This is a genomic window from Candidatus Nitrosopumilus sp. (genome assembly GCF_965263415.1).
Lineage (GTDB): Archaea > Thermoproteota > Nitrososphaeria > Nitrososphaerales > Nitrosopumilaceae > Nitrosopumilus.
Genome location: NZ_OZ253671.1, coordinates 1577279 through 1597444, shown reverse-complemented (window position 1 = coordinate 1597444; position 20166 = coordinate 1577279). Strand labels below are relative to the sequence as shown.

Sequence of the window (20166 nt, the reverse complement as noted above, 5' to 3'; positions counted from 1 at the left end):
CGTAACTTGGTTTTTATTCAAGCAAAAATTGGCTGAAATATTCAAATGGAAATACTAGAACTAATTCAAGCTAATCTTCTTACTCCGATAATTCTTTTCTTCTTGTTTGGAATTATTGCAGCTCGAATAAAATCTGACTTGAAAATCCCTGCGGCAATTTCAGAATTCTTGCCAATCTATCTTCTAGCTGCAATCGGACTACATGGCGGAATAGAGATGCGCAACACTGGATTTGAAAACATGTTGATTCCAATGTTTGTTGCAATTGGATTGTCATTGTTGTTTACATTAAATCACTATCAAATTCTTAGACGATTAGGAAAATTCAATCTCTTTGATTCCTATGCACTTGCATCAACTTATGGTGCAGTTGGTGCCGTCCACTTTTCTGTAGGGCTATCCTTTTTGAAAAACCAAGGAGTATCTTCTGAAGGATACATTGCAGCAATACTTGCAGTACTAGAACCTCTTGCATTTATTTTGGCAATATTCATGACAAATATGGCAGTAGCAAAACAGATCAAAGTAAAGAAACAGTCTTTCTCTGATGATAATTCTACAGAAATAGATATTGGATTAAACCAAACAAAGACAAAACTCTCCAAAGTACTCCATGAATCAATTACTGGAAAAGCAATCGTAATTCTTCTTGGTAGTATTGTGATTGGTTACATTATTGGCAAGGATGGATTTGAACCAATCAAGATTGTTTTTGATGACATGTTTACTGGAGCCATAGTAATTTTCATGATTGAAATGGGAATTATTGCTGGTCAAAGACTAGATGATATCAAAAAAGTTGGTGTCTTTCTTACTGCATTTGCAATAATTATGCCATTATTCAATGGAATAATTGGTGTTCTAGTCTCAACTGGATTAGGATTGAGCGTGGGTGGTGCAGTAATGTTTGGATTACTTATGGCCAGTGCCTCATTTATTGCAGCTCCTGCAGTTTTACGCCATGCAATTCCTCAAGCAAAACCAAGCTTGTATATCACATCTGCATTGGGAATAACATTTCCATTTAACATCATTGTTACATTACCTATCTTGTTTACAATCTCTACATTTGTTCATTCTGACGGGGGAGCGATAGATTTATTGAATTTCATTACGGAGGGATTTTGATGAAACTATACGATGTTAAACTGCTTACAATTACTTGTGAAATTTTAGCCCAAGAAAACATCATTGAGATTCTAAAAAAACATGAAATCACTGGATATACTACTTATGAAGTTGATGGAAATGGGGCACGTGGTTTACGTGGACAGGGATTGAAAAATGAAAAGAATGTTAAAGTTGAAGTAATTATGAGAGAAGAAAAATTACAAGATGTTGTAGAGGAAATATCTCGAACTTTATTTGCAAATTATGCTATTGTGCTTTATGTTAGTGATGTTGGTGTAGTTAGAATAGAAAAATTCTAACGATTTTAAAATTAAATAATTATTTCTTAGACCATTTTCTCATCCAATCAAGTAAATTAGAAACTGATTCAATTAGCTCTTGTCCTTTGGTTGTCAGTTTGTATTCTACGCGTGGAGGTACCTCTGCAAATGTTTGTCGTTCCAATATTCCTTCAGAAACAAGCTCAGATAATCTCGTGGATAATGTCTTACTGCTTATCCCTTTGAGTGATTCTTTGAATTGTTTGTGTCTAACTGGTTCGGTTGTACAACATAGTGGAAATAAGATCTCAAGTGTTGCTCTTTTTGTAATTAATTCTCTGATGGTTGAAGTCTCTGTCAACAATTTTGATGCATCATAGCCTGTAAACTCACATTTGTTTTCAATAACTGGTAGTCTTTTTCCTTTAGTTTCCATAGTTACACTTACTGCATTGCTTTATACTTGACAACTTTAATAGTTTACTTAGTAAACCATGACATGGAAAATTCGATTAAAGATGATATTAAGAAAAGATATTCCAAGATAGTTGTATCTGGGAATGCCGATTGTTGTTGCATGCCTGGTGAATGCCAAAGTGGTGATTCTCCAATTGATGCAACAAAATTGATAGGTTATGATCAAAAGGATCTTGAATCAATTTCTCAAGAAGCAATTTTGGGAGTTGGATGTGGAGCTCCAATAAACCATGCTGATCTTAAGGAAGGTGAAGTTGTAGTTGATTTAGGATCTGGAGCTGGGATTGATATTTTTTTGGCAGCAAAAAAAGTATTGGATTCTGGAAAAGCAATTGGCATTGATATGACCGAACAAATGTTAGAAAAATCTAGAGAAAATGCATTAAAAGGAAATTTTTCCAATGTTGAATTTAAGAAAGGAGATATTGAAGAAAACATCCCTCTAAATCATAATTCTGTTGATGCAGTAATTAGTAATTGTGTTATTAATCTTACAACAAATAAAACAAATGCATTCAAAGAAGTGTTTCGAATTTTAAAACAAAATGGAAGAATGGTAATCTCTGATCTAATTACTGATATGGAATTACCTTCTGGAGAAATTAATTCAGATCAATGGTGTGAATGTATTGATGGAGCTCTGACAAAAGAAAACTATCTCTCATGCATTAAACAAGCAGGATTTGAAAAGATCGAAATACTGGAAGAAAGATCCTACATGGAAGGAGAAAAAATTAATGGCAGAAAAATCTCCAGTCTTGTAATAAAGGCAATAAAATAAGTGATTAATTGGGATATGAAAAAAATTCTTTTTGTTTGTGTTGAAAATGCAGGGCGCAGTCAAATGGCAGAGGGATTTCTACGAAAATTTGCGCCTAACATAGATGTTCTAAGTGCCGGTACTCAGCCTAGATCTGAACTTAATCCAAATGTGGTCAAAGCAATGGCTGAAATTGGGATTGATATTACGAAGCAAAAACCTAAAGAACTAACCAATGAAATGATTTCCGAATCTATCACAGTGAATATGGGCTGTATGGATAAAGAATCATGTCCTGCATTATTTGTCAAGGATGTAATTGATTGGAATATATCTGATCCTAAAAATAAAGAACTTGATCAAATTAGAGAAATCCGTGATCAAATTAAAGATAAAGTAATGAATCTGATAAAAAACTTAGAGCACAAATAATGACTTATTCTAATCTTCAAATCTTTACGGTTGAATTAATTGGAACTTTTATTCTTGTAATCTTTGCAACTGGTTCTATTGTTTATGATGTAGAATTTTTTGATGGGCAACTAGGAATCCCCTTTGCAGCAGTAGCTCCTTTTGTTGCATTACTAATTGGGGTCTACTCTTTTGGAAAAATATCTCTTGCACATTTTAATCCTGCAGTAACTATTGGATATTACATTACAGGACACATTTCAAAAATTCAAATTGTTTATTATTTTGCAGCAGAAATTATTGGTGCGTTGCTAGGCTCTTTGTTTGTTCTAAAAGTTATTGGTGAAAAGGCAAACCTTGGTGCAAATGCTCCAAATTATGATTTTTCATTGTCTTTAATTTTTCCAGTTGAAGTATTAGCATCTGCAATGCTTATGGGAGTAATCTTCTATGTGGTATATACAAAGGGATTGAGGGGATTTAGTGGTGTTGCAATTGGAGGAATTGTTGGATTGGATATTTTGTTCTTGGCATTTATCTCAGGGGCTTCTATGAATCCTGCAAGAGCATTGGCACCTGCATTACTATCTGGTTCCATGAGTGATCTGTGGCTATATTGGACTGCTCCATTTGTTGGAACAATAATTGTAGCGTTTTTGTTCAAGGGCAAATTTGAAAAACAAAGAAGAGAAGAATTATAGAAAAACCATATCTTTCATAGTCTCCATAGTTTTATCGAATCTAAAGACCACGTGTTTTAGTCACAGTTATGCCTAGGATTTGTGATGATGTCATCTAATCTTGAGCGAAATCAAGCAATTTTACGCCTGTGCAAAGACATTCTGGTCTCAGATGAGAGAATCTTTTTTGTGTCTTCTTTAAACAAAAATGGTAAATCCGTCGAGTTCCAATTTCGCAATGATAGAATCTTCACAAAGATGTCAAAACAAGAAGTAGAGATGTTTTTCATGCAAAGAACTCTTCAGACTTCACTTAGTAAAGAATTTGATGATCTTATTGGGCCCTTAAATTATATTTCTGTCCAACGAGAAACTCTTTTGGAATTTATCTTTCCTTATTTAGAAGGACAGATCCTTGTATTGTGTGATTTGGATGTAGTTCCAAATTATGTTGCAAAGAAAATTTCATTTTTGCTTCGAGATTTTGATTGGAGATTAAAGGAAACTATTTTAGCATAATGCCTGATGAAAGTTGCAGAAAATGTGGCAGTAGTTTAAACAATTATTTAAAATGTTCTTCATGTAATATTATTATGCAAGAAATATGTTTCAAGTGCGAACAAAAAACATTATTTCGATATCATAATTGCAATGTTGCTATTGCGATAGCTTCATAATTTTATGTAATTTGATCATTTTTACATAATTTACGTAAATCCTTTAGAATTTATTTTTAGATCTCAAAATCAACCCCCAGTATGCAAAAAATCAAATGCACAAAATGTGGTAATGCTGAAACTGAAATCTTGAGACGGGGAAAATTTGCTGAAGATGTTTTGTTTTGTCCTTACTGTGATGATATTTGTAATCAACTAAGATGATTGCATTTCTATATAGATTACAATCTTTTAGTTTTTTACATAAAATAATTACAATTATGTTTTAACAAATTTTGTATTACTATAATCAATGACTGCTACCCGCTTCCTTGAGCATAACAATCATTCTTTCTCGAAAATCTTATTGTCGAAAGAAGTAGCAGACATCATAAAACAAGTTGTACGAGAGTCAACTCTGGCGATTCATCCAAGTTGCGATGATAGGGAGAGTCACAAAGGAACAAGTCATGACTGAAAATAGAGAAAATCAATGTAGCCCAAATTGTTGGTGTAAAAAAGAAAAATCTGATGAATATATTTATGCCTAGTTTGTTCCTAAAAATCCTGAAAATTTAGGCTTTTACGAATAATAATGACCTAGATTAGACTATGATATTGACAAATTCCAAACTATTCTTAGATGCCAAAAAAGTGACTCCTTCAGGTGTCAATAGTCCTGTTAGATACTTTGATCCCTACCCATTTTTCACAAAAAAGGCAGATGGTGCATACATTTGGGATGCTGATAATAGAAAACTAATTGATTTTTGTAATGGTTATGGTGCATTGCTTTTAGGACACAGAAGAAAAGAAATCATTGATTCTGTTTCAAAACAACTAACCAAAGGTACCCTCTACTGTACTCCTACAGAAGCAGAAACTGATCTTGCAAAACTAATCATTGATAATTTTCCATCAGTTGACAAAGTTCGATTAATGAATACTGGTGGTGAGGCCACAATGACTGCAATCAGACTAGCTCGTGGATTTACAAAAAAGAAAAAAATAATCAAGTTTGAAGGATGCTATCATGGAGCTCATGACTCTGTTTTAGTAAAAGCAGGATCAGGATCAGCACACAATGGAATTTCAGTTTCTGATGGTGGATTAGATGAAGTATCAAAGAATACTTTGGTGGTACAATATAACAACATTGAAGATTTACAAAAAACAATTCAAAAAAATAAAGACGTTGCAGGAGTAATTGTTGAACCCATTTTAGCTAACATGGGGCTGATTTTACCTGAGAAAAACTTCCTATCTGACTTGAGAAAAATTACTAAAGAAAACAACATTCCATTAATCTTTGATGAAGTAGTTACTGGATTCAGAGTTGCATCAGGTGGTGCACAACAACACTTTGGAATAATACCTGACATTACTACAATGGCCAAAGCCCTAAGCAATGGATTTACAATATCTGCAGTAGGTGGCAAAAAAGAGATAATGAACTTGCTTTCTCCTGGAGGCAAAGTCTATCAGGCAAGCACATTTGCTGGTAATCCAATATCAGTCAGTGCTGCAATTGCCTCAATCAAAACCATAAACAAACTCAAAAACAAACTCTACTCTAAACTTGAAAAATACAATCTTCTATTTTCTACTGCTTTAGATGATATGGCAACTGACATGGGAATTCCTCACCAAATCAATTTCACAGCCTCAATGTTCCAGATTTTCTTTACAAACAAACCTGTTACAAACTATGAAACATCAAAGAAAGCCAACGCAAAGAAATTCCAAAAATTGTTCAAGACTCTACTAAAAAACAGAGTATTCATTGCACCTTCTCAGTTTGAAGTTGTATTCTTGTCTGATGCACATACAGAAAACGATCTAAACAAAACACTTGATGCATACCATTTGGCACTAAAATCGGTGAAAAATTGAAGTATGTTGTAGGTGCAAGAGGAAGTCAATTATCAGTTGCCCAAACAAACCTGGTGATTGAGGAACTAAAAAAAGTGCATCCTGATACAGAATATGAAATTAAAACAATTACAACAAAAGGTGACACTGACAGCAGACCCTTATTTACAATAGACCAAAAAGGAATTTTTGAAAAAGAGATTGATAGGGCGGTTGCACAAAAAGAAGTTGATTTTGCTGTTCATAGTCTAAAAGATGTTCCCTCTGAACTAGATGAAAATTTGATACTAGCTTGTATTCCAAAAAGAGAAACAGTCAATGATGTGTTTATCTCTCCCGATGGCTCCACTCTTGATTCTATAAAATCTGGTTCAGTAATTGGTACAAGCTCGCTTCGAAGAGCAGTTCAGGTATCTAGGAGAAGACCTGATGTTACAGTTAAACCAATTCGTGGAAACATTGAGACTCGAATCAAAAAAACATCTAGTGAAAACTATGATGCAATTGTTCTTGCAAAGGCAGGAATTACAAGATTGGGCGTTGATGTGAAATATACAGAGTTATCTGTTGATGATTTTTCTCCATCTCCTGGTCAGGGTGCAATCGCTATTGTGGCAAGAACAGATGATTCAGAAACAATTGAGATGCTCAAAAAAATCGAAGACTCTGATTCTCGTTTAGAGATAGAGGCTGAGCGTGCATTATCTGATTTTGTTGATTCTGGTTGTAGATTCCCTGTTGGTGCATATGCAAAGTCTAATGGTTCTGAAATGACTCTGACTGTAATGGCATTCTCTGTTGATGGAAAACAATCCCTGCACGTAACTAAAACTGGAGACAAAAATAATCCAAAATCTCTTGGTCAAAGCGCAGGAAAAGAACTTCGTGAGAAAGGAGTAAATGATCTTGCATTAAATTGGAGAGAAAAAGTGGAGGAATGGAATAAGACATGACTGGAAAAGTGTATCTTGTTGGTGCTGGACCTGGTGACAGTAAATTAATCACACTTCGTGCAGTTGAATTACTCCAAAAAGCAGATGTTGTTTTGTTTGATAGACTGGTAAGCAAAAAAATTATCTCAATGATTCCAAAAAAGACAGAAAAAGTCTATGTTGGTCGTGCAGTAGGTGATGACACTACTCATCAAAATACAACAAATGACTTGATGGTAAAATATGCAAAATCAAAAAAGAATGTTGTTAGACTAAAGGGAGGAGACCCAATAATCTTTGGACGTGGTGGAGAAGAAGCAGAATTTCTCAAAGAAAATAAGGTAAAATATGAAATTGTTCCAGGCATTACATCTGGAATTGGTTCGGCTACTTATACTGGAATTCCTCTTACTCATAGAAAACATGCATCATCTGTAGTTTTTGTAACTGGACATGAAGATCCTGAAAAGAAACAAGAGATTGTAAAGTGGAAACGGCTTGCAAAGTCTGTAGATACTATAGTAATTATGATGGGATTATCTAGAATCAATATTATTTGCAAACAGCTTATTGCAGGCGGTATGGATAAAAAAACACCTGTAGCAGTAATTCAAAATGGTACTACTCCTAAGCAAAAGATGATCAAAGGAACTGTTACAAATATTGCAAAAAAAGTCAAAGAAAATAAAATAACTCCTCCTGCTAATATCATAATTGGAAATGTTGTTGATTTGTCAGACACTATTGGGTGGAAATGATGCTTGATGGAAAGACTATAGCCATCACTCGTTCCCGTGATGATGCTTCTGAATTTATCTCTCTTGCTGAACAAAACAATGCAACTCCAATAGCATTGCCAACTATTGAACTAGTTAGCAAGGGTGAGAAAATTGTTGATGAATTTCTAAACTCTGTAAAAACATACAACCCTGATTATTCTGTCTTTATGAGTTCAAAGGCTGTAAAATTGTTATTTGATACTGCAAAAAACTCTGGAAAACTTGAAACTCTTCAACTGGCAATTGCAAATACAATTGTAATTTCAGTTGGTCCAAAAACAACCATTGCTCTTGAAGCACAGGGAATCAAAGTTAACCATCAACCTGAAAAAACATTCTCATCTGTTGGTGTTGGAGAACTATTCACACAAATCAATGCAGTTGGAAAAAAGGTCATAGTTCCTAGAAGTGGTGCATCAACTCCATTTCTCAAAGAACTATTAAACAAAATTGGAATAGATGTTTCTGAAATTCATCTGTATGATGTTTGTGCATTTAGGGATAAATCTCAATGGAATGGATTCCGAGATCAATTCTCACAAGACAAGGTTGATGGTGTAGTGTTTACTAGCGCATCATCAGTTAGAGGATTTTTTGAGATAATGACTAAAGATTATGATGAGGATTCTTTGCTTGATAATCTTGCAAAACTATCTGTAGTATCAATTGGTCCGTTTACTTCTGATGAATTAAAGAAATTCAAAGTCAAAAATACCGTAGCTGAAGTTCACACTGTCGCAGGTGCCTTTGAATCTATGAAAAATACTCTTACTGTTGCATAACTAATGATCAAATTCTAATACTTTGGAATTCTTTTCAAATCATGGAATATGAAATTAAAAAGAAGATCCATATCACATGTCCTCATTGTGAAAAAGCAATTGAGACTGAAATTGAAATCGAGCTAGAAATCGAAGAGAAGAAGAAAGACAAGAAGAAGGACAAGAAAAAAGACAAAAAAGAAAAGAAAAAGGACAAGAAAAAAACAAAGAAAAAATCTAAAAAATAGTAACGAAAAATTTAGCTTATCCTATTTAGCTCTGCCTATTTTTCCTCATGTATTTATAATATAACGGGGTTATTTTGCTCATGGCAACTGAAAACCTCGACATGGATTATTCAAAATATGATTTTAAAGACTCTACAGAAATGTATGTCCACCTTAGCAAGAAAGGCCTGACTAAGGATACTGTAATTGGCATCAGCAAAATGAAAGATGAGCCACAATGGATGCTTGATTTTAGATTGCGTTCATTTGAAATCTTTATGAAAAAACCAATGCCAACTTGGGGTGGAGATCTCAGTGTCATTGATTTTCAAAATATCTACTATTATGCAAAAGCATCTGAGAAAACAGAAAAGAACTGGGATGACGTTCCAGAAGATGTAAAAAACACTTTTGACAAATTAGGAATTCCAGAAGCTGAAAAGAAATTCTTGGCAGGTGTTGGTGCACAATACGAATCAGAAGTTGTATACCACAGCTTAAGAGAAGATTTGGCAAAACAAGGTGTTTTGTTTTTAGATACTGATGCAGCACTCAAAGAGCAACCAGAGATTTTCAAAAAATACTTTGGTAAAGTTATTCCCCCAGAGGATAACAAATTTGCAGCACTAAACAGTGCAGTTTGGAGTGGTGGTTCATTCATCTATGTTCCACCTGGTGTCAAAGTTGACATGCCTCTTCAAGCATACTTTAGAATTAATGCAGAAAACATTGGTCAGTTTGAAAGAACATTGATCATTGTAGATGAAGGTGCAGATGTACATTACATTGAAGGATGTACTGCTCCTGTTTACTCTTCAGAGTCATTACACTCTGCAGTTGTTGAACTAGTTGCACACAAAGATGCACATCTAAGATATACCACAATTCAAAACTGGAGTAACGATGTTTACAATCTTGTAACAAAACGTGCTTATGCATATGAAGGTGCAACAGTTGAATGGATTGATGGAAACATTGGAAGTAAACTTACAATGAAATATCCTGGTGTCTATCTTATGGGTGAACGCGCTTATGGTGAAACATTATCCATTGCCTTTGCAGGTAAAGGACAACATCAAGATACAGGTGCAAAAATGGTTCACATGGCACCAAACACTACATCTAAAATTACATCCAAATCAGTAAGCAGATTAGATGGTCGTTCCACTTACAGAGGATTACTCAATGTAGCAAAAGGGGCTACTAATGTAAAATCTACTGTAAGATGTGATGCATTACTACTTGATGATACATCAAAGACTGATACTTATCCATACATGGAAATCAATCAAGAAGATGCAACAATTACTCACGAAGCAACAGTTGGAAAAATTGGAGATGAGCAAATCTTCTATCTTATGAGTAGAGGATTTTCTGAAGAAGAAGCATTATCTCTAATTGTCAATGGTTTCATGGAACCATTCACAAAAGAACTTCCAATGGAATATGCAGTTGAGTTAAATCGTCTCATCAAACTTGAGATGGATGATTCTGTAGGATAGTCCTACTGGTTGTGGTAAAATGTCTCAAGAAACACTATCTAAAATTGATGAATCCCATATCAATGAAATTTCTTCATCAAGAAATGAACCTGATTGGTTGAAAGATTACAGAAAAGACTCTCTTTCAATTTACTCTACTCTGCCAATTGAGATGTCTCCACTTTACAACAAATACACTGATGCAAAAAGACTCAATCCTGAAAAAATCTCAATTGCATCTTCTACAAAAGACACAATTCCTGACTTTCTTCAAAAGAGACTCGGTGAACTAGAAAATGAAATTTGTATTATTCAAATTGGAACTAACATTCACAAAATCAATCTTCCTGATGATCTAAAATCCCAGGGACTAGTGGTTTCATCTATCTCTGATGCAATTCAAAACAACCCTGAACTTGTAAAAAAAGCACTAGAGGCATCAAATTCCAATGATGACAAGTTTACAGCCTTGAATAATGCTGCATTCAATTCTGGTGTGTTTATTCACATTCCAAAAAACTTTATTTTAGAAAAACCAATTCATTTCTTATCTTGTTTGTCTGATGATGGATTATCTACAATTTCTAGAAATGTTATCTTTGCAGATGAAAGTAGTAAAGCTTTTATTGTTCAAGAATTATACTCTCCAAAAACTGAAACTCAACAAGCATATCTTGAATTACTCAACACAAATGTTGCTGCTAATGCAGAACTAAGCCTTACAACTTTACAGATGATGGATCAAAACTCTGTTAATTTCTCTACTAGAAGAACTGATTTGGCACAAGACGCCACAGTAAACTGGTACTCTGGTCTATTTGGTTCTGTATTGTCTAGATACAAAATTGATTATTATCTCAATGGTACTGGTGCATCCTCAAATGAATCTGAAGTTGTCTTTGGAAACAACGATCAACACTTTGATATCCAAACAAACATGAATCACCAAAGCCCTGCAACTGAAGCTAGAGTTGTAGAAAAATCTATTCTAAAAAACAGATCAAAATCTCTTTTCAAAGGAATGATTAGAATTAAAGAAAATGCAGCAAAATCAAACTCCTTTTTGTCAGGTCGCTCTATTTTACTAGATAAGAATGCAAAATCTGATGCAATTCCAGGACTTGAAATTCTAACAAATGATGTAAAGGCAACTCACTCTGCATCTGTTGCACAAATTGACGAAGAGCAGATATTCTACCTCAAAAGTAGATGTTTGAGTCATGAAGAGGCTGAAAGAACCATTGTTGAAGGATTTTTGGAGCCATTATCGCGAAAAATGTCTTTCCAGGTTAGAGCATGGATTGCATATCTTATTGAATCCAAATGGGAAAACCGTGAGTTGACAATTAACACTGATGAAGAACTAGCAAAATTCGTTGAAATTGAAGAGACAAGATACAACGAAGATGCTGAAATTGAACAACACTACAAATACAGATAGGTGAAACTAAAACTTGCAAAGCACTCAATCTTCATTTGAAAATTTAAGAAAAGACTTTCCAATTCTTGAAAGAACTGTTAGAGATAACAAACACCTAGTTTATCTTGATAATGCATCTACTACACAAAAACCAAATCAAGTAATTGATGCTATTACTGATTACTATCAAAACCATAATGCAAATATTCACAGGGCAGTTTATGCTCTAGCTGAAGAAGCAACAGAAGCTTATGAGAGTACTAGAGATAAAATTGCAAATTTTATCAACATCAAAGATAGACAAGAAATTATCTTTGTTAGAGGAACTACTGAAGCAATTAATCTAGTTGCATATGCATGGGGGCGTCCTCACATCAATGAAGGAGACATTATTGTCACTACTGAATATGAACATCATAGTAATATTGTTCCATGGCAACTTCTTACCCAAGAAAAACGTGCCAAACTAGAATACATTGGAATGGATGATGATGGTGAGCTAATTCTAGATGATCTTGATAAACATCTTGCAACAGGTAAGGTGAAACTTGTTACCTTTAGTTTAATGTCAAATGTACTTGGTACTATTACTGATGCCAAAAAAATTATTGAAAAATGCAAAGCTGCAGGTGTTCCTACTTTGGTTGATGGGGCTCAGGCAGTACCTCACATGAAAGTTGATCTTGAAGAACTTGGATGTGATTTCTTTGCATTTTCAGGTCACAAAATGTTAGGACCCACTGGAATTGGAGTTCTTTGGGCTAGAAAATCAGTTCTCAATACAATGAGTCCCTTCCATGGAGGTGGTGATATGATTCGTGAAGTTCACAAATATGAAACTACATGGAATGATTTGCCTTACAAATTCGAAGCTGGAACCCCTAACATTGCAGATGTAGTAGGATTTGGTGCAGCAATTGATTATCTAACTAAAATTGGAATGGACAATATTCGTGAACACGAAATTGAACTAACCAAATATGCTATGGAAAAACTTTCTGCAATTAAAGGACTTCATATCTATGGAACTAAAGATATCTCAAAACGTGGTGGTGTCATCTCATTTAATTTTGCAGATGTACATCCTCATGATGTTGCACAAATTATTGATGAAGAAGGAATTGCATTGCGTTCTGGTCATCACTGTGCACAAGTATTGATGGAGCGACTAAACGTTGCTGCTACTTCAAGAGCCAGTTTTTACATTTACAATACCAAAGAAGATGTTGATGTACTAGTTAATTCATTAAATACTGTGGCAAAGGTGTTCAAGTTATGAGTAGTAATGCTGACATTTATCATGAAATGATTGTGGATTATTCAAGAAATCCTGTAAACTTTGGAAAAATAGAAGATCATGATGTGACATTTCATGATGCAAATCCATTATGTGGTGATAGTATTGACATTGACATGAAAATTGATGATGACAAAGTAACTGATATCAAATTCCATGGTCATGGGTGTGCAATCTGCATGGCTTGTTCTTCAGTTTTAACTGAAATCACTAAAGGCAAAAGTCTTGAAGATGTAAGAAACATCGAAAAAAATGATGTCCTAAGTGAATTGGGATTAGAACATCTACAAGCAGTTAGAATCAAATGTGCTTTGCTTTCTCTTAAGGTACTCAAATCTGCTCTTTACACATACATCGGAAAACATCTTGAAAATTCAGAAGATGTCGATAAACTAAAAGAAGAGGCCGCAAACCTGTACTAGTATGAGTTTTACGCCTAAAACCCCAGTTGAACTTCAAATTAGAAAAATTATTTTTGAAAAATTCAATGAGGCAGATACCATTTTTACAAATGATTCTGTTTTTGAAATTCTTAAAGAATATGGTGACATTGACCCTTCGTGGATAATTGATGATCTTGAATCTTTTGTCAATGACCTTTGTGATTCTGGTCTTGCAAGAAATGTTGCCCAGAACTTTACTACTATTCATCTCAAATTATTTGATACAGTTGAAAAACTACATTGTAATGCTTGCAATCAAGATGTCTTTCTTGGAAAATCTGAAGATAGAGTCTGCCCAAATACTTCGTGTAAATCTACTATTTAGATTGGTGTCTTATTCTAGCATCTTCTAATGCTTTTATCATTGGCAATTTTTCTCCTGTAAGATAAAGTACCAATGCTCCGCCTGCAGTACTTATGTGATTGATTTTATCTGCTAGTCCTTGTTGTTTTAATGCAGTTGTCAAGTGACCTCCACTGACAATTGTTGTTGCCATTGAATTTGCTACTGCAGTTAACAATGATTTTGTTCCGTAACTGAAGTTTTCTTTCTCAAAAAACCCTGCTGGTCCACTGATAAATACAGTTCCTGCACCTGCAATCAATTTTGAATAATATTCTACCGTCTTTGGACCTAAATCAAAAATTTTATCACCTTTACCCATCTCTCTTACATCCATCTCTACTCTTTCCCCATCTTTGTCAATTGCAATGTCTACTGGCGTTGCAAAGACATCTGGATGTTCTCCTATCAATGTGTGAGCTTTTGCAACAACTTCTTCTTCCCTTTTGATTCCAAGTGATGATTTGACCCTGGCTTGTGCACGCATGAACACATTTCCAATTAATCCTGTTAGTAAGACATGATCTGCTCTACCATTTTGAATAAGTAGCTTGATTGCCTCAAGTCTATCTGGAACCTTGGAACCTCCCAAGACTATCACATGAGGTGCCTTTGCAACAGTCATAATTTCATCTAGGTTTCTGACCTCTCTTTCGACAATTCTTCCTGCACATGCAGGTAATACTTGTGGAAATCCTACAATTGATGGATGTGATCTGTGTGCACTAGGAAATGAATCTAATACACATAGATCAAACAACTTTGCTAGCCTAGTAACCATGATGGTTTTTACTGCATTCGCTGGAGTAAACTCGTAATTCTCTTCAGCACACAATCTGAGATTATCTAAAAGTAAAATGTCTCCATTCTCTAAATTTTTAATTGCATTTTGTGCAGCTTCTCCAATAACATCTTCAACATATTTTATTTCACGATCCATTAATTTTTCAAGAACTTTTGCATGTTTGTCCATTCCAGTATAATCATTATTTCCTACTCTTCCTTGATGCGATGCAACAACTACTTTGGCATCTTTTAATGATTGCAGTGTTTCTATTGCCTCTTCAATTCTTTTGGTACCTGAAATCTCCATTGTTTCTGGGTCAATTGGACAATTCATGTCCACTCTCAAAAAAACGGTTTTACCTTTTAAGTCAAAATCATCAAGTGTGAGTACCTTCACGACTTTTCTATTATGCACTTGGTTAAATTCTTTGAGCCGATCAGAATTATTTTCTTAGATTTGTTTTCAAAAATAGTGATTTCCAAAACTTATCTATTGACAAAAATTAAAAGATGTGTATATGGAGTTTGATTAATTGCAAAGTTGGCTTTTTGATATCAGGTCCCGTTCATTTGTATTACTGACAATTTTATTTTTGATTTTAACTTGGTTGGTTTATTCTGGAATCACTGAAAGTTTTGATCAAAGCATTACTTTGTTTTTCTCTGAAAATATTGGAAATCCTACACTTGACATCGTAATGCAGTATATCACCGAAAGTGGCGATGTCTTTAACATGTTAATATTTGGAATTGTGATGTTAATTATTCCAAAAACTCGAAGGATAGGAATTACCCTTATGATATTGATTGTGTTATCTACACTTCTGACTGGATACATAAAATGTGGAATTGACCGTGATAGGCCTGATTTTGATTATGAAGGTGTAGAATTTCCTGTAGAAATTAGCCGTGACACATTTGCCCTATTTTGTGAGGGTGGATTTGATGCATCTTACCCATCTGGTCACGCTGCTAGGGCCATGATATTCGGAATTATTTTGGGATATGCTCTATCTGAGCGGTTCCCTCGTGGTGCTTACTTGATGCTCTTGTATCCTGTAATGATTTCATTGAGTAGAATCTACGTCTTACAACACTATCCTATGGATGTAATAGGTGGAACAGTTATTGGAATTATGCTAGCAGGTGTAATGGCAAACAGAACAAAACTTTACAAAATTTTTGATAAATCAAAAACCTAATTCTGTTAATGTAGAATTACTAATCAAAACTATTGCATAATGTTCATCATCATGATGATATGTCCAATACCTTACATCTCGAATTTCATTTTTCTGTCTTAATCCGTGAGTTACTCCTGTAGTAACAGTGTATCCGATTCTTTTTGCAATTTTTGGTTCTTTTGGCATTAAAACTCTAAATCCTTCCTTTTTTCCTTGAAATCCAACACTTACCATATCATCAACTGCATTTGATGCATCTTTTTCATCTTTGAGATCATATGTTTTTGAAACTGGCAAGTCTTTGGGATGAAAATCCATGATAATTGTCATATATCTTGACTAATATTTTTTAAAAAAGTGATCTTTGCGATCAATATTAGTTAATTTTCTTAACTGGTAAGTCAAATCATGGTTATATTAACAACTTAATCGACTCTTTTCATTTGTTTGACTTATTGGCATCCTTAGAAAAAACAGTTTTGCAACTACGTAAAAAACAACAAGAAGCAACCAAGCTAAGAAAAAGAGCAGAAAAACAACTCAAAGACGTTGTTTCAGCTCAGAGACGTTCTACATCTGGTCTTAATTCTATTGACCGAAAAATCGAATCTGAGAGAGAAGATGCCACAGATGTTTCTGGCGTTTTGAATCAAAAAAATTCTCAGTTGGCAAGTATTGAAAGATTAGTTCAGGCTGCTGAGGAGCGTTTATCTCGAGAAAAGGAGACTATTGAACAAACTGAACAGGAAATCGAATTTTCTGAAAACCCTGAAGAAAAACAATATGCAGAATCCAGATTACGCTCATTAAAAGACCATGTCGAAGAATTAACTAATGAAATTAAAAGCCGACAAAAAACTGCCAAAAAAATTGCAGAAGATGTTGCCAAATTTGATAGCATAAAATCTAAAATTTCAACTAAAATTCAAAAACAAACTAAATCAAAACCCTCCTTGCGTGAGACAATGATTTCTAGTAAGAAAGCAGCAGAAAAATTTGTCAAAGAAGTGGAAAGAAGAACAAAGTCTGAAGAATCTGCAAAGAAAGCATTAGAGAAAGCATCTTCTAAATTAAAAGAACTTTTAGCTAAGAGAAAGAAACCAGCAAGAAAGACTGCAGCTAAAAAGAAACCAGCAAGAAAGACTGCAGCTAAAAAGAAACCAGCAAGAAAGACTGCAGCTAAAAAGAAACCAGCAAGAAAGACTGCAGCTAAAAAGAAACCAGCAAGAAAGACTGCAGCTAAAAAGAAACCAGCAAGAAAGACTGCAGCTAAAAAGAAACCAGCAAGAAAGACTGCAGCTAAAAAGAAACCAGCAAGAAAGACTGCAGCTAAAAAGAAACCAGCAAGAAAGACTGCAGCTAAAAAGAAACCAGCAAGAAAGACTGCAGCTAAAAAGAAACCAGCAAGAAAGACTGCAGCTAAAAAGAAACCAGCAAGAAAGACTGCAGCTAAAAAGAAATCAGCAAGAAAGAAAACTAGACGTTAAAGAAAAATAATTTCTCTCTGCTTTCCTATAACCTTAAAGTAGGTTTTTTGTGAGTTTTTATGATGAAAAAACGAGGGCCAATAATCACAATATCTGGAATTGTTTTTGTGATAATTTCTCTTTCAATTGCTGCAACTGCAATTCCAACAAACATTACTGGACCTAGTGATTTTTTTGTATCTTCATTGTTTGAAGATATGTTTGATGAAATTTCTAATGAGATTCAAATCATGCCTGATAACTCTGCTCATTTCTCTTACACAACATATTCTTCTAACGTTCCTCTTTTGTGGGGTGTTCAAATTATTGATTATCAGACTGGTGATGAATTATCCATAACAATTTCAAATATTTTTGGCGATGAATATGGAACATTCACTCAAAATGAACCAATACTTTTTGAAGTCTTACAAATATCTCAATCTGACACATTAAATCTTGAAATTACAAATTTAGGTGAACGTGATGTTACAGTAATTACTGTGTTTTCTGAAGATCCTGAAAATTCTGAATCCTTCACAAATCCTGATTCGCCTGTCATGAGTCTGGTTATACCTTTGATGGTTTCTGGTATTTTGCTTGTTTTGGGAATCACTGTTTCAATAATTGGTGTTATTGTACTATTTGTAGATCTAAAAAATAATTATGATAATAAAAGAAATTATTGAGGATTTACTTCCATCTGACCAAATTTACCTTTTGTTAAGGATACTTCACCTTTGAATTCATTGGTATATCCATTTGTGATTACAACAACATCTCCAACATTTACTGCTTTGATATCATCTCCCCACAATGTCAATTTCATTTGGTCATCTTCAGTTTCACCATCAGCAATGACTGCATCACAGACATCCACTGTTCCTCCGCTTTTCAGATTTACAGTTCTTGGGTCTCCTTTGCTTTTTACTTCTGCTTTAGCATTTATTCCACTTCGCATTTTCTTTACTTGTGAAATTGGTATGAATTCTGCCATGTATTTTTGAATCCATTACGCACGATTATAAGCTTTGTTAAAATTTCTTCAAACTAACAGATCATTTTTGAAATTTTTCAAAATAGTAATCGAAAAATACTGCTTTTTATCCACTCCTATTGCAGAGATATCGAAGCCCGGTCAACCGAGAGGGACTCAAGATCTCCAAATAGGAAATCCCTTCTCTCAGGAGTTCGTGGGTTCAAATCCCACTCTCTGCACTAAATTTTCCATAAAATTGTAAATTTTTGAAATTAAGCAACTAATGTTTTGACTTTGCTTACAGAATGCTCTGAAATTTGTTTGTGCATTTCTGCTACACTTTCGTCCTTAAAAGACAGATTGCATCTAAAACACTTCCAAACCATCTCGGACATGCCTATATTAAGCATAATTTGCTTATAAAGATATTGCATGATTGATCCAATTTGTTACAATACCTGATCATTGTTTTAGAAAAGATGTAATTTTTTTAATTTTTTAGATCAGAATAGAATTTTTTTGTGACTAAACTATGATCCAAGGGTTTAGAAGCAAAAAAACCCGCATATTCTTTGAAAGATGGTAGATATTTTCGAATTTTTTGCAGAATTTTCATATTTTGGAATTTTCCTTGTACTGATTCTTGTAAATGCATCTCCAATCTTGATGCCGCCAAGTTGGATTGTTTTAACATCGTTTTATCTTCTTGATCCTAACTTGAATATTGTAATTCTTGCCATGGTTGGTGCAACTGGTGCCACTATTGGCAGATTTTTTCTCAAAAAAATCAGTGGATTATTTAGAAAATTTGTTGGAGAAGAACAAAAATCAAATCTTGACATAATTGGTGGTTATCTTAATGATAAAAAATTTGGTTACTTGATTGCATCATTTCTTTTTGGTGCAACTCCCCTCCCAAGCAATATGTTATTCATCACATATGGGTTGATGCGTGCAAAAAGTATTGGAATCTATATTGGATTTTGGTTTGGTAGGACAATCTCTTACATCATAATGATCTATTTTGGAAATGCCGTTTTACAACCATTCTTAGAAATTTTTGAGGATCGTCTGACTGGAATTTTACTAATTGATGGTGTAGGAATTGGTATTATTGTTCTCTTTGCATCTATTAATTGGACAGTATTAATTACTCAAAGGAAAATTAAATTCGTCAAGCCAAAAATATGGAGATTCTAAATGAAAGTTCTAGAATTACTCAAAAAAGATGTAAAAAAACTAATGGAAAATGACTCTGCTCATGACTTTGAACATATTATGAGAGTTTACAAAAATGCTCAAAAAATTTGTAAAAAAGAACATGCAAATGAAAAACTTGTTTTGAGTGCTGCATTACTACATGATATTGTTTCTTACCCTAAATCTGACAAACGTTCCAAAATGTCTTCTATTGAGAGTGCAAAAAAATCAAAAAAAATTCTACAAAAATATGATTTTGATGAACATGAGATTACTATAATTTCAGATGCTATTCGTGATCATAGCTTTTCTCAAAAGAAAATTCCAAAAACCCTTGAGGGTAAAATTCTACAAGATTCTGATAGGTTGGATGCTATAGGGGCAATTGGAATTGCCCGAGTTTTTGCTACTGGAGGTTCACTAAAACGATCATTTTACAATATTGATGATCCTTTTTGCAAAACACGTAACCCTGATGACAAAACATGGACTGTTGATCATTTTTACAAAAAATTACTGAAACTCGAATCTCTCATGAATACCAAAACAGGAAAAATTGAAGCAAAAAGGCGAACTAGAATTCTCAAAGACTATCTAAATCAACTAAAGAAAGAACTTTAG

Annotated in this window: 27 protein-coding genes and 1 tRNA gene; 23 read left to right on the top strand and 5 right to left on the bottom strand. The window is 34.1% G+C overall.

The features are described from left to right. Positions 1 to 45 precede the first annotated feature (45 nt). Positions 46 to 1128, top strand: a complete 1083-nt coding sequence (locus ACQY22_RS10250) for a sodium-dependent bicarbonate transport family permease (RefSeq protein ID WP_428324582.1) — start codon at positions 46 to 48, stop codon at positions 1126 to 1128. After that, positions 1128 to 1430 (top strand): DUF3240 family protein, encoded by a 303-nt coding sequence (locus ACQY22_RS10245; protein WP_428324581.1) that lies wholly within the window; start codon positions 1128 to 1130, stop codon positions 1428 to 1430. Before ACQY22_RS10250 ends, ACQY22_RS10245 begins: the two co-directional genes overlap by 1 nt. A gap of 19 nt (positions 1431 to 1449) precedes the next feature. Here ACQY22_RS10245 and ACQY22_RS10240 read toward each other — a convergent pair whose 3' ends face one another. After that, positions 1450 to 1827, bottom strand: a complete 378-nt coding sequence (locus ACQY22_RS10240) for a winged helix-turn-helix transcriptional regulator (RefSeq protein ID WP_428324580.1) — start codon at positions 1825 to 1827, stop codon at positions 1450 to 1452. A gap of 63 nt (positions 1828 to 1890) precedes the next feature. On the opposite strand from ACQY22_RS10240, the gene arsM reads away from it, so the two are divergent. The 15 genes from arsM to ACQY22_RS10165 all read left to right on the top strand — a co-directional run bounded on the left by arsM (position 1891) and on the right by ACQY22_RS10165 (position 13912). Next, a complete protein-coding gene (gene arsM / locus ACQY22_RS10235) occupies positions 1891 to 2649 on the top strand; it encodes an arsenite methyltransferase (RefSeq protein ID WP_428324579.1) in 759 nt (252 codons plus the stop codon). Positions 2650 to 2664: 15 nt separating this feature from the next. Then, on the top strand, positions 2665 to 3060 hold the full coding sequence (locus ACQY22_RS10230) for an arsenate reductase ArsC (RefSeq protein ID WP_428324578.1): 396 nt from the start codon (positions 2665 to 2667) through the stop codon (positions 3058 to 3060). Continuing rightward, complete coding sequence (locus ACQY22_RS10225) at positions 3060 to 3740, top strand: MIP/aquaporin family protein (RefSeq protein ID WP_428324577.1); 681 nt, start codon at positions 3060 to 3062, stop codon at positions 3738 to 3740. Before ACQY22_RS10230 ends, ACQY22_RS10225 begins: the two co-directional genes overlap by 1 nt. Before the next feature lie 237 nt (positions 3741 to 3977). Beyond that, positions 3978 to 4238, top strand: coding sequence for a hypothetical protein (locus ACQY22_RS10220; RefSeq protein ID WP_428324576.1), 261 nt, complete (start codon positions 3978 to 3980; stop codon positions 4236 to 4238). Positions 4239 to 4477: 239 nt separating this feature from the next. Then, entirely contained in the window at positions 4478 to 4600 is a 123-nt protein-coding gene (locus ACQY22_RS10215; RefSeq protein WP_428324575.1) for a hypothetical protein, read from the top strand. 387 nt (positions 4601 to 4987) lie between these two features. Further along, a complete protein-coding gene (gene hemL, locus ACQY22_RS10210) occupies positions 4988 to 6268 on the top strand; it encodes a glutamate-1-semialdehyde 2,1-aminomutase (protein ID WP_428324574.1) in 1281 nt (426 codons plus the stop codon). Beyond that, complete coding sequence (gene hemC, locus ACQY22_RS10205; protein ID WP_428324573.1) at positions 6265 to 7200, top strand: hydroxymethylbilane synthase; 936 nt, start codon at positions 6265 to 6267, stop codon at positions 7198 to 7200. The genes hemL and hemC overlap by 4 nt, the downstream gene beginning before the upstream one ends. Beyond that, complete coding sequence (gene cobA / locus ACQY22_RS10200) at positions 7197 to 7937, top strand: uroporphyrinogen-III C-methyltransferase (RefSeq protein WP_428324572.1); 741 nt, start codon at positions 7197 to 7199, stop codon at positions 7935 to 7937. The genes hemC and cobA overlap by 4 nt, the downstream gene beginning before the upstream one ends. After that, positions 7937 to 8740: a uroporphyrinogen-III synthase gene (locus ACQY22_RS10195; RefSeq protein WP_428324571.1), complete on the top strand. Its 804-nt coding sequence runs from the start codon at positions 7937 to 7939 to the stop codon at positions 8738 to 8740. The genes cobA and ACQY22_RS10195 overlap by 1 nt, the downstream gene beginning before the upstream one ends. A gap of 41 nt (positions 8741 to 8781) precedes the next feature. Next, a complete protein-coding gene (locus ACQY22_RS10190; protein ID WP_428324570.1) occupies positions 8782 to 8967 on the top strand; it encodes a hypothetical protein in 186 nt (61 codons plus the stop codon). 80 nt (positions 8968 to 9047) lie between these two features. Beyond that, positions 9048 to 10448, top strand: coding sequence for a Fe-S cluster assembly protein SufB (sufB, locus tag ACQY22_RS10185; protein WP_428324569.1), 1401 nt, complete (start codon positions 9048 to 9050; stop codon positions 10446 to 10448). Between the two features lie 19 nt (positions 10449 to 10467). After that, a complete protein-coding gene (gene sufD, locus ACQY22_RS10180) occupies positions 10468 to 11868 on the top strand; it encodes a Fe-S cluster assembly protein SufD (protein ID WP_428324568.1) in 1401 nt (466 codons plus the stop codon). 13 nt (positions 11869 to 11881) lie between these two features. Beyond that, positions 11882 to 13126 carry a cysteine desulfurase gene (locus ACQY22_RS10175; RefSeq protein WP_428324567.1) on the top strand — a complete coding sequence of 415 codons (1245 nt, stop codon included), beginning with the start codon at positions 11882 to 11884 and terminating at the stop codon, positions 13124 to 13126. Then, the gene (locus tag ACQY22_RS10170) at positions 13123 to 13566 is read left to right on the top strand and encodes an iron-sulfur cluster assembly scaffold protein (RefSeq protein WP_428324566.1); all 444 of its coding nucleotides are present in this window, start codon (positions 13123 to 13125) and stop codon (positions 13564 to 13566) included. The genes ACQY22_RS10175 and ACQY22_RS10170 overlap by 4 nt, the downstream gene beginning before the upstream one ends. Before the next feature lies 1 nt (position 13567). Next, complete coding sequence (locus tag ACQY22_RS10165) at positions 13568 to 13912, top strand: hypothetical protein (protein WP_428324565.1); 345 nt, start codon at positions 13568 to 13570, stop codon at positions 13910 to 13912. Here ACQY22_RS10165 and ACQY22_RS10160 read toward each other — a convergent pair. After that, positions 13905 to 15131 (bottom strand): phosphoglycerate kinase, encoded by a 1227-nt coding sequence (locus ACQY22_RS10160; RefSeq protein WP_428324564.1) that lies wholly within the window; start codon positions 15129 to 15131, stop codon positions 13905 to 13907. The two genes, ACQY22_RS10165 and ACQY22_RS10160, sit on opposite strands and share 8 nt — an antisense overlap. Before the next feature lie 118 nt (positions 15132 to 15249). Between ACQY22_RS10160 and ACQY22_RS10155 the strand changes: the two genes are divergently transcribed. Beyond that, positions 15250 to 15918, top strand: a complete 669-nt coding sequence (locus tag ACQY22_RS10155) for a phosphatase PAP2 family protein (protein WP_428324563.1) — start codon at positions 15250 to 15252, stop codon at positions 15916 to 15918. On the opposite strand, the gene ACQY22_RS10150 is transcribed toward ACQY22_RS10155, so the two are convergent. Beyond that, positions 15907 to 16218: a hypothetical protein gene (locus ACQY22_RS10150; RefSeq protein WP_428324562.1), complete on the bottom strand. Its 312-nt coding sequence runs from the start codon at positions 16216 to 16218 to the stop codon at positions 15907 to 15909. The two genes, ACQY22_RS10155 and ACQY22_RS10150, sit on opposite strands and share 12 nt — an antisense overlap. A gap of 137 nt (positions 16219 to 16355) precedes the next feature. Between ACQY22_RS10150 and ACQY22_RS10145 the strand changes: the two genes are divergently transcribed. After that, on the top strand, positions 16356 to 17387 hold the full coding sequence (locus ACQY22_RS10145) for a histone H1-like repetitive region-containing protein (protein WP_428324561.1): 1032 nt from the start codon (positions 16356 to 16358) through the stop codon (positions 17385 to 17387). Positions 17388 to 17449: 62 nt separating this feature from the next. Further along, on the top strand, positions 17450 to 18055 hold the full coding sequence (locus ACQY22_RS10140; protein WP_428325550.1) for a hypothetical protein: 606 nt from the start codon (positions 17450 to 17452) through the stop codon (positions 18053 to 18055). Here the strand turns inward: ACQY22_RS10140 and ACQY22_RS10135 are convergent. Beyond that, on the bottom strand, positions 18049 to 18363 hold the full coding sequence (locus ACQY22_RS10135) for a DNA-binding protein (protein WP_012214888.1): 315 nt from the start codon (positions 18361 to 18363) through the stop codon (positions 18049 to 18051). The two genes, ACQY22_RS10140 and ACQY22_RS10135, sit on opposite strands and share 7 nt — an antisense overlap. Positions 18364 to 18484: 121 nt before the next feature. Between ACQY22_RS10135 and ACQY22_RS10130 the strand changes: the two genes are divergently transcribed. Beyond that, positions 18485 to 18584, top strand: a tRNA-Leu gene (locus ACQY22_RS10130). Positions 18585 to 18617: 33 nt separating this feature from the next. On the opposite strand, the gene ACQY22_RS10125 is transcribed toward ACQY22_RS10130, so the two are convergent. After that, the gene (locus tag ACQY22_RS10125) at positions 18618 to 18740 is read right to left on the bottom strand and encodes a hypothetical protein (RefSeq protein WP_428324560.1); all 123 of its coding nucleotides are present in this window, start codon (positions 18738 to 18740) and stop codon (positions 18618 to 18620) included. Between the two features lie 184 nt (positions 18741 to 18924). Here ACQY22_RS10125 and ACQY22_RS10120 point away from each other — a divergent pair, with 184 nt between their 5' ends. Further along, complete coding sequence (locus ACQY22_RS10120; protein WP_428324559.1) at positions 18925 to 19545, top strand: hypothetical protein; 621 nt, start codon at positions 18925 to 18927, stop codon at positions 19543 to 19545. Then, positions 19546 to 20166 (top strand): HD domain-containing protein, encoded by a 621-nt coding sequence (locus ACQY22_RS10115; protein ID WP_428324558.1) that lies wholly within the window; start codon positions 19546 to 19548, stop codon positions 20164 to 20166. It abuts the gene before it with no gap.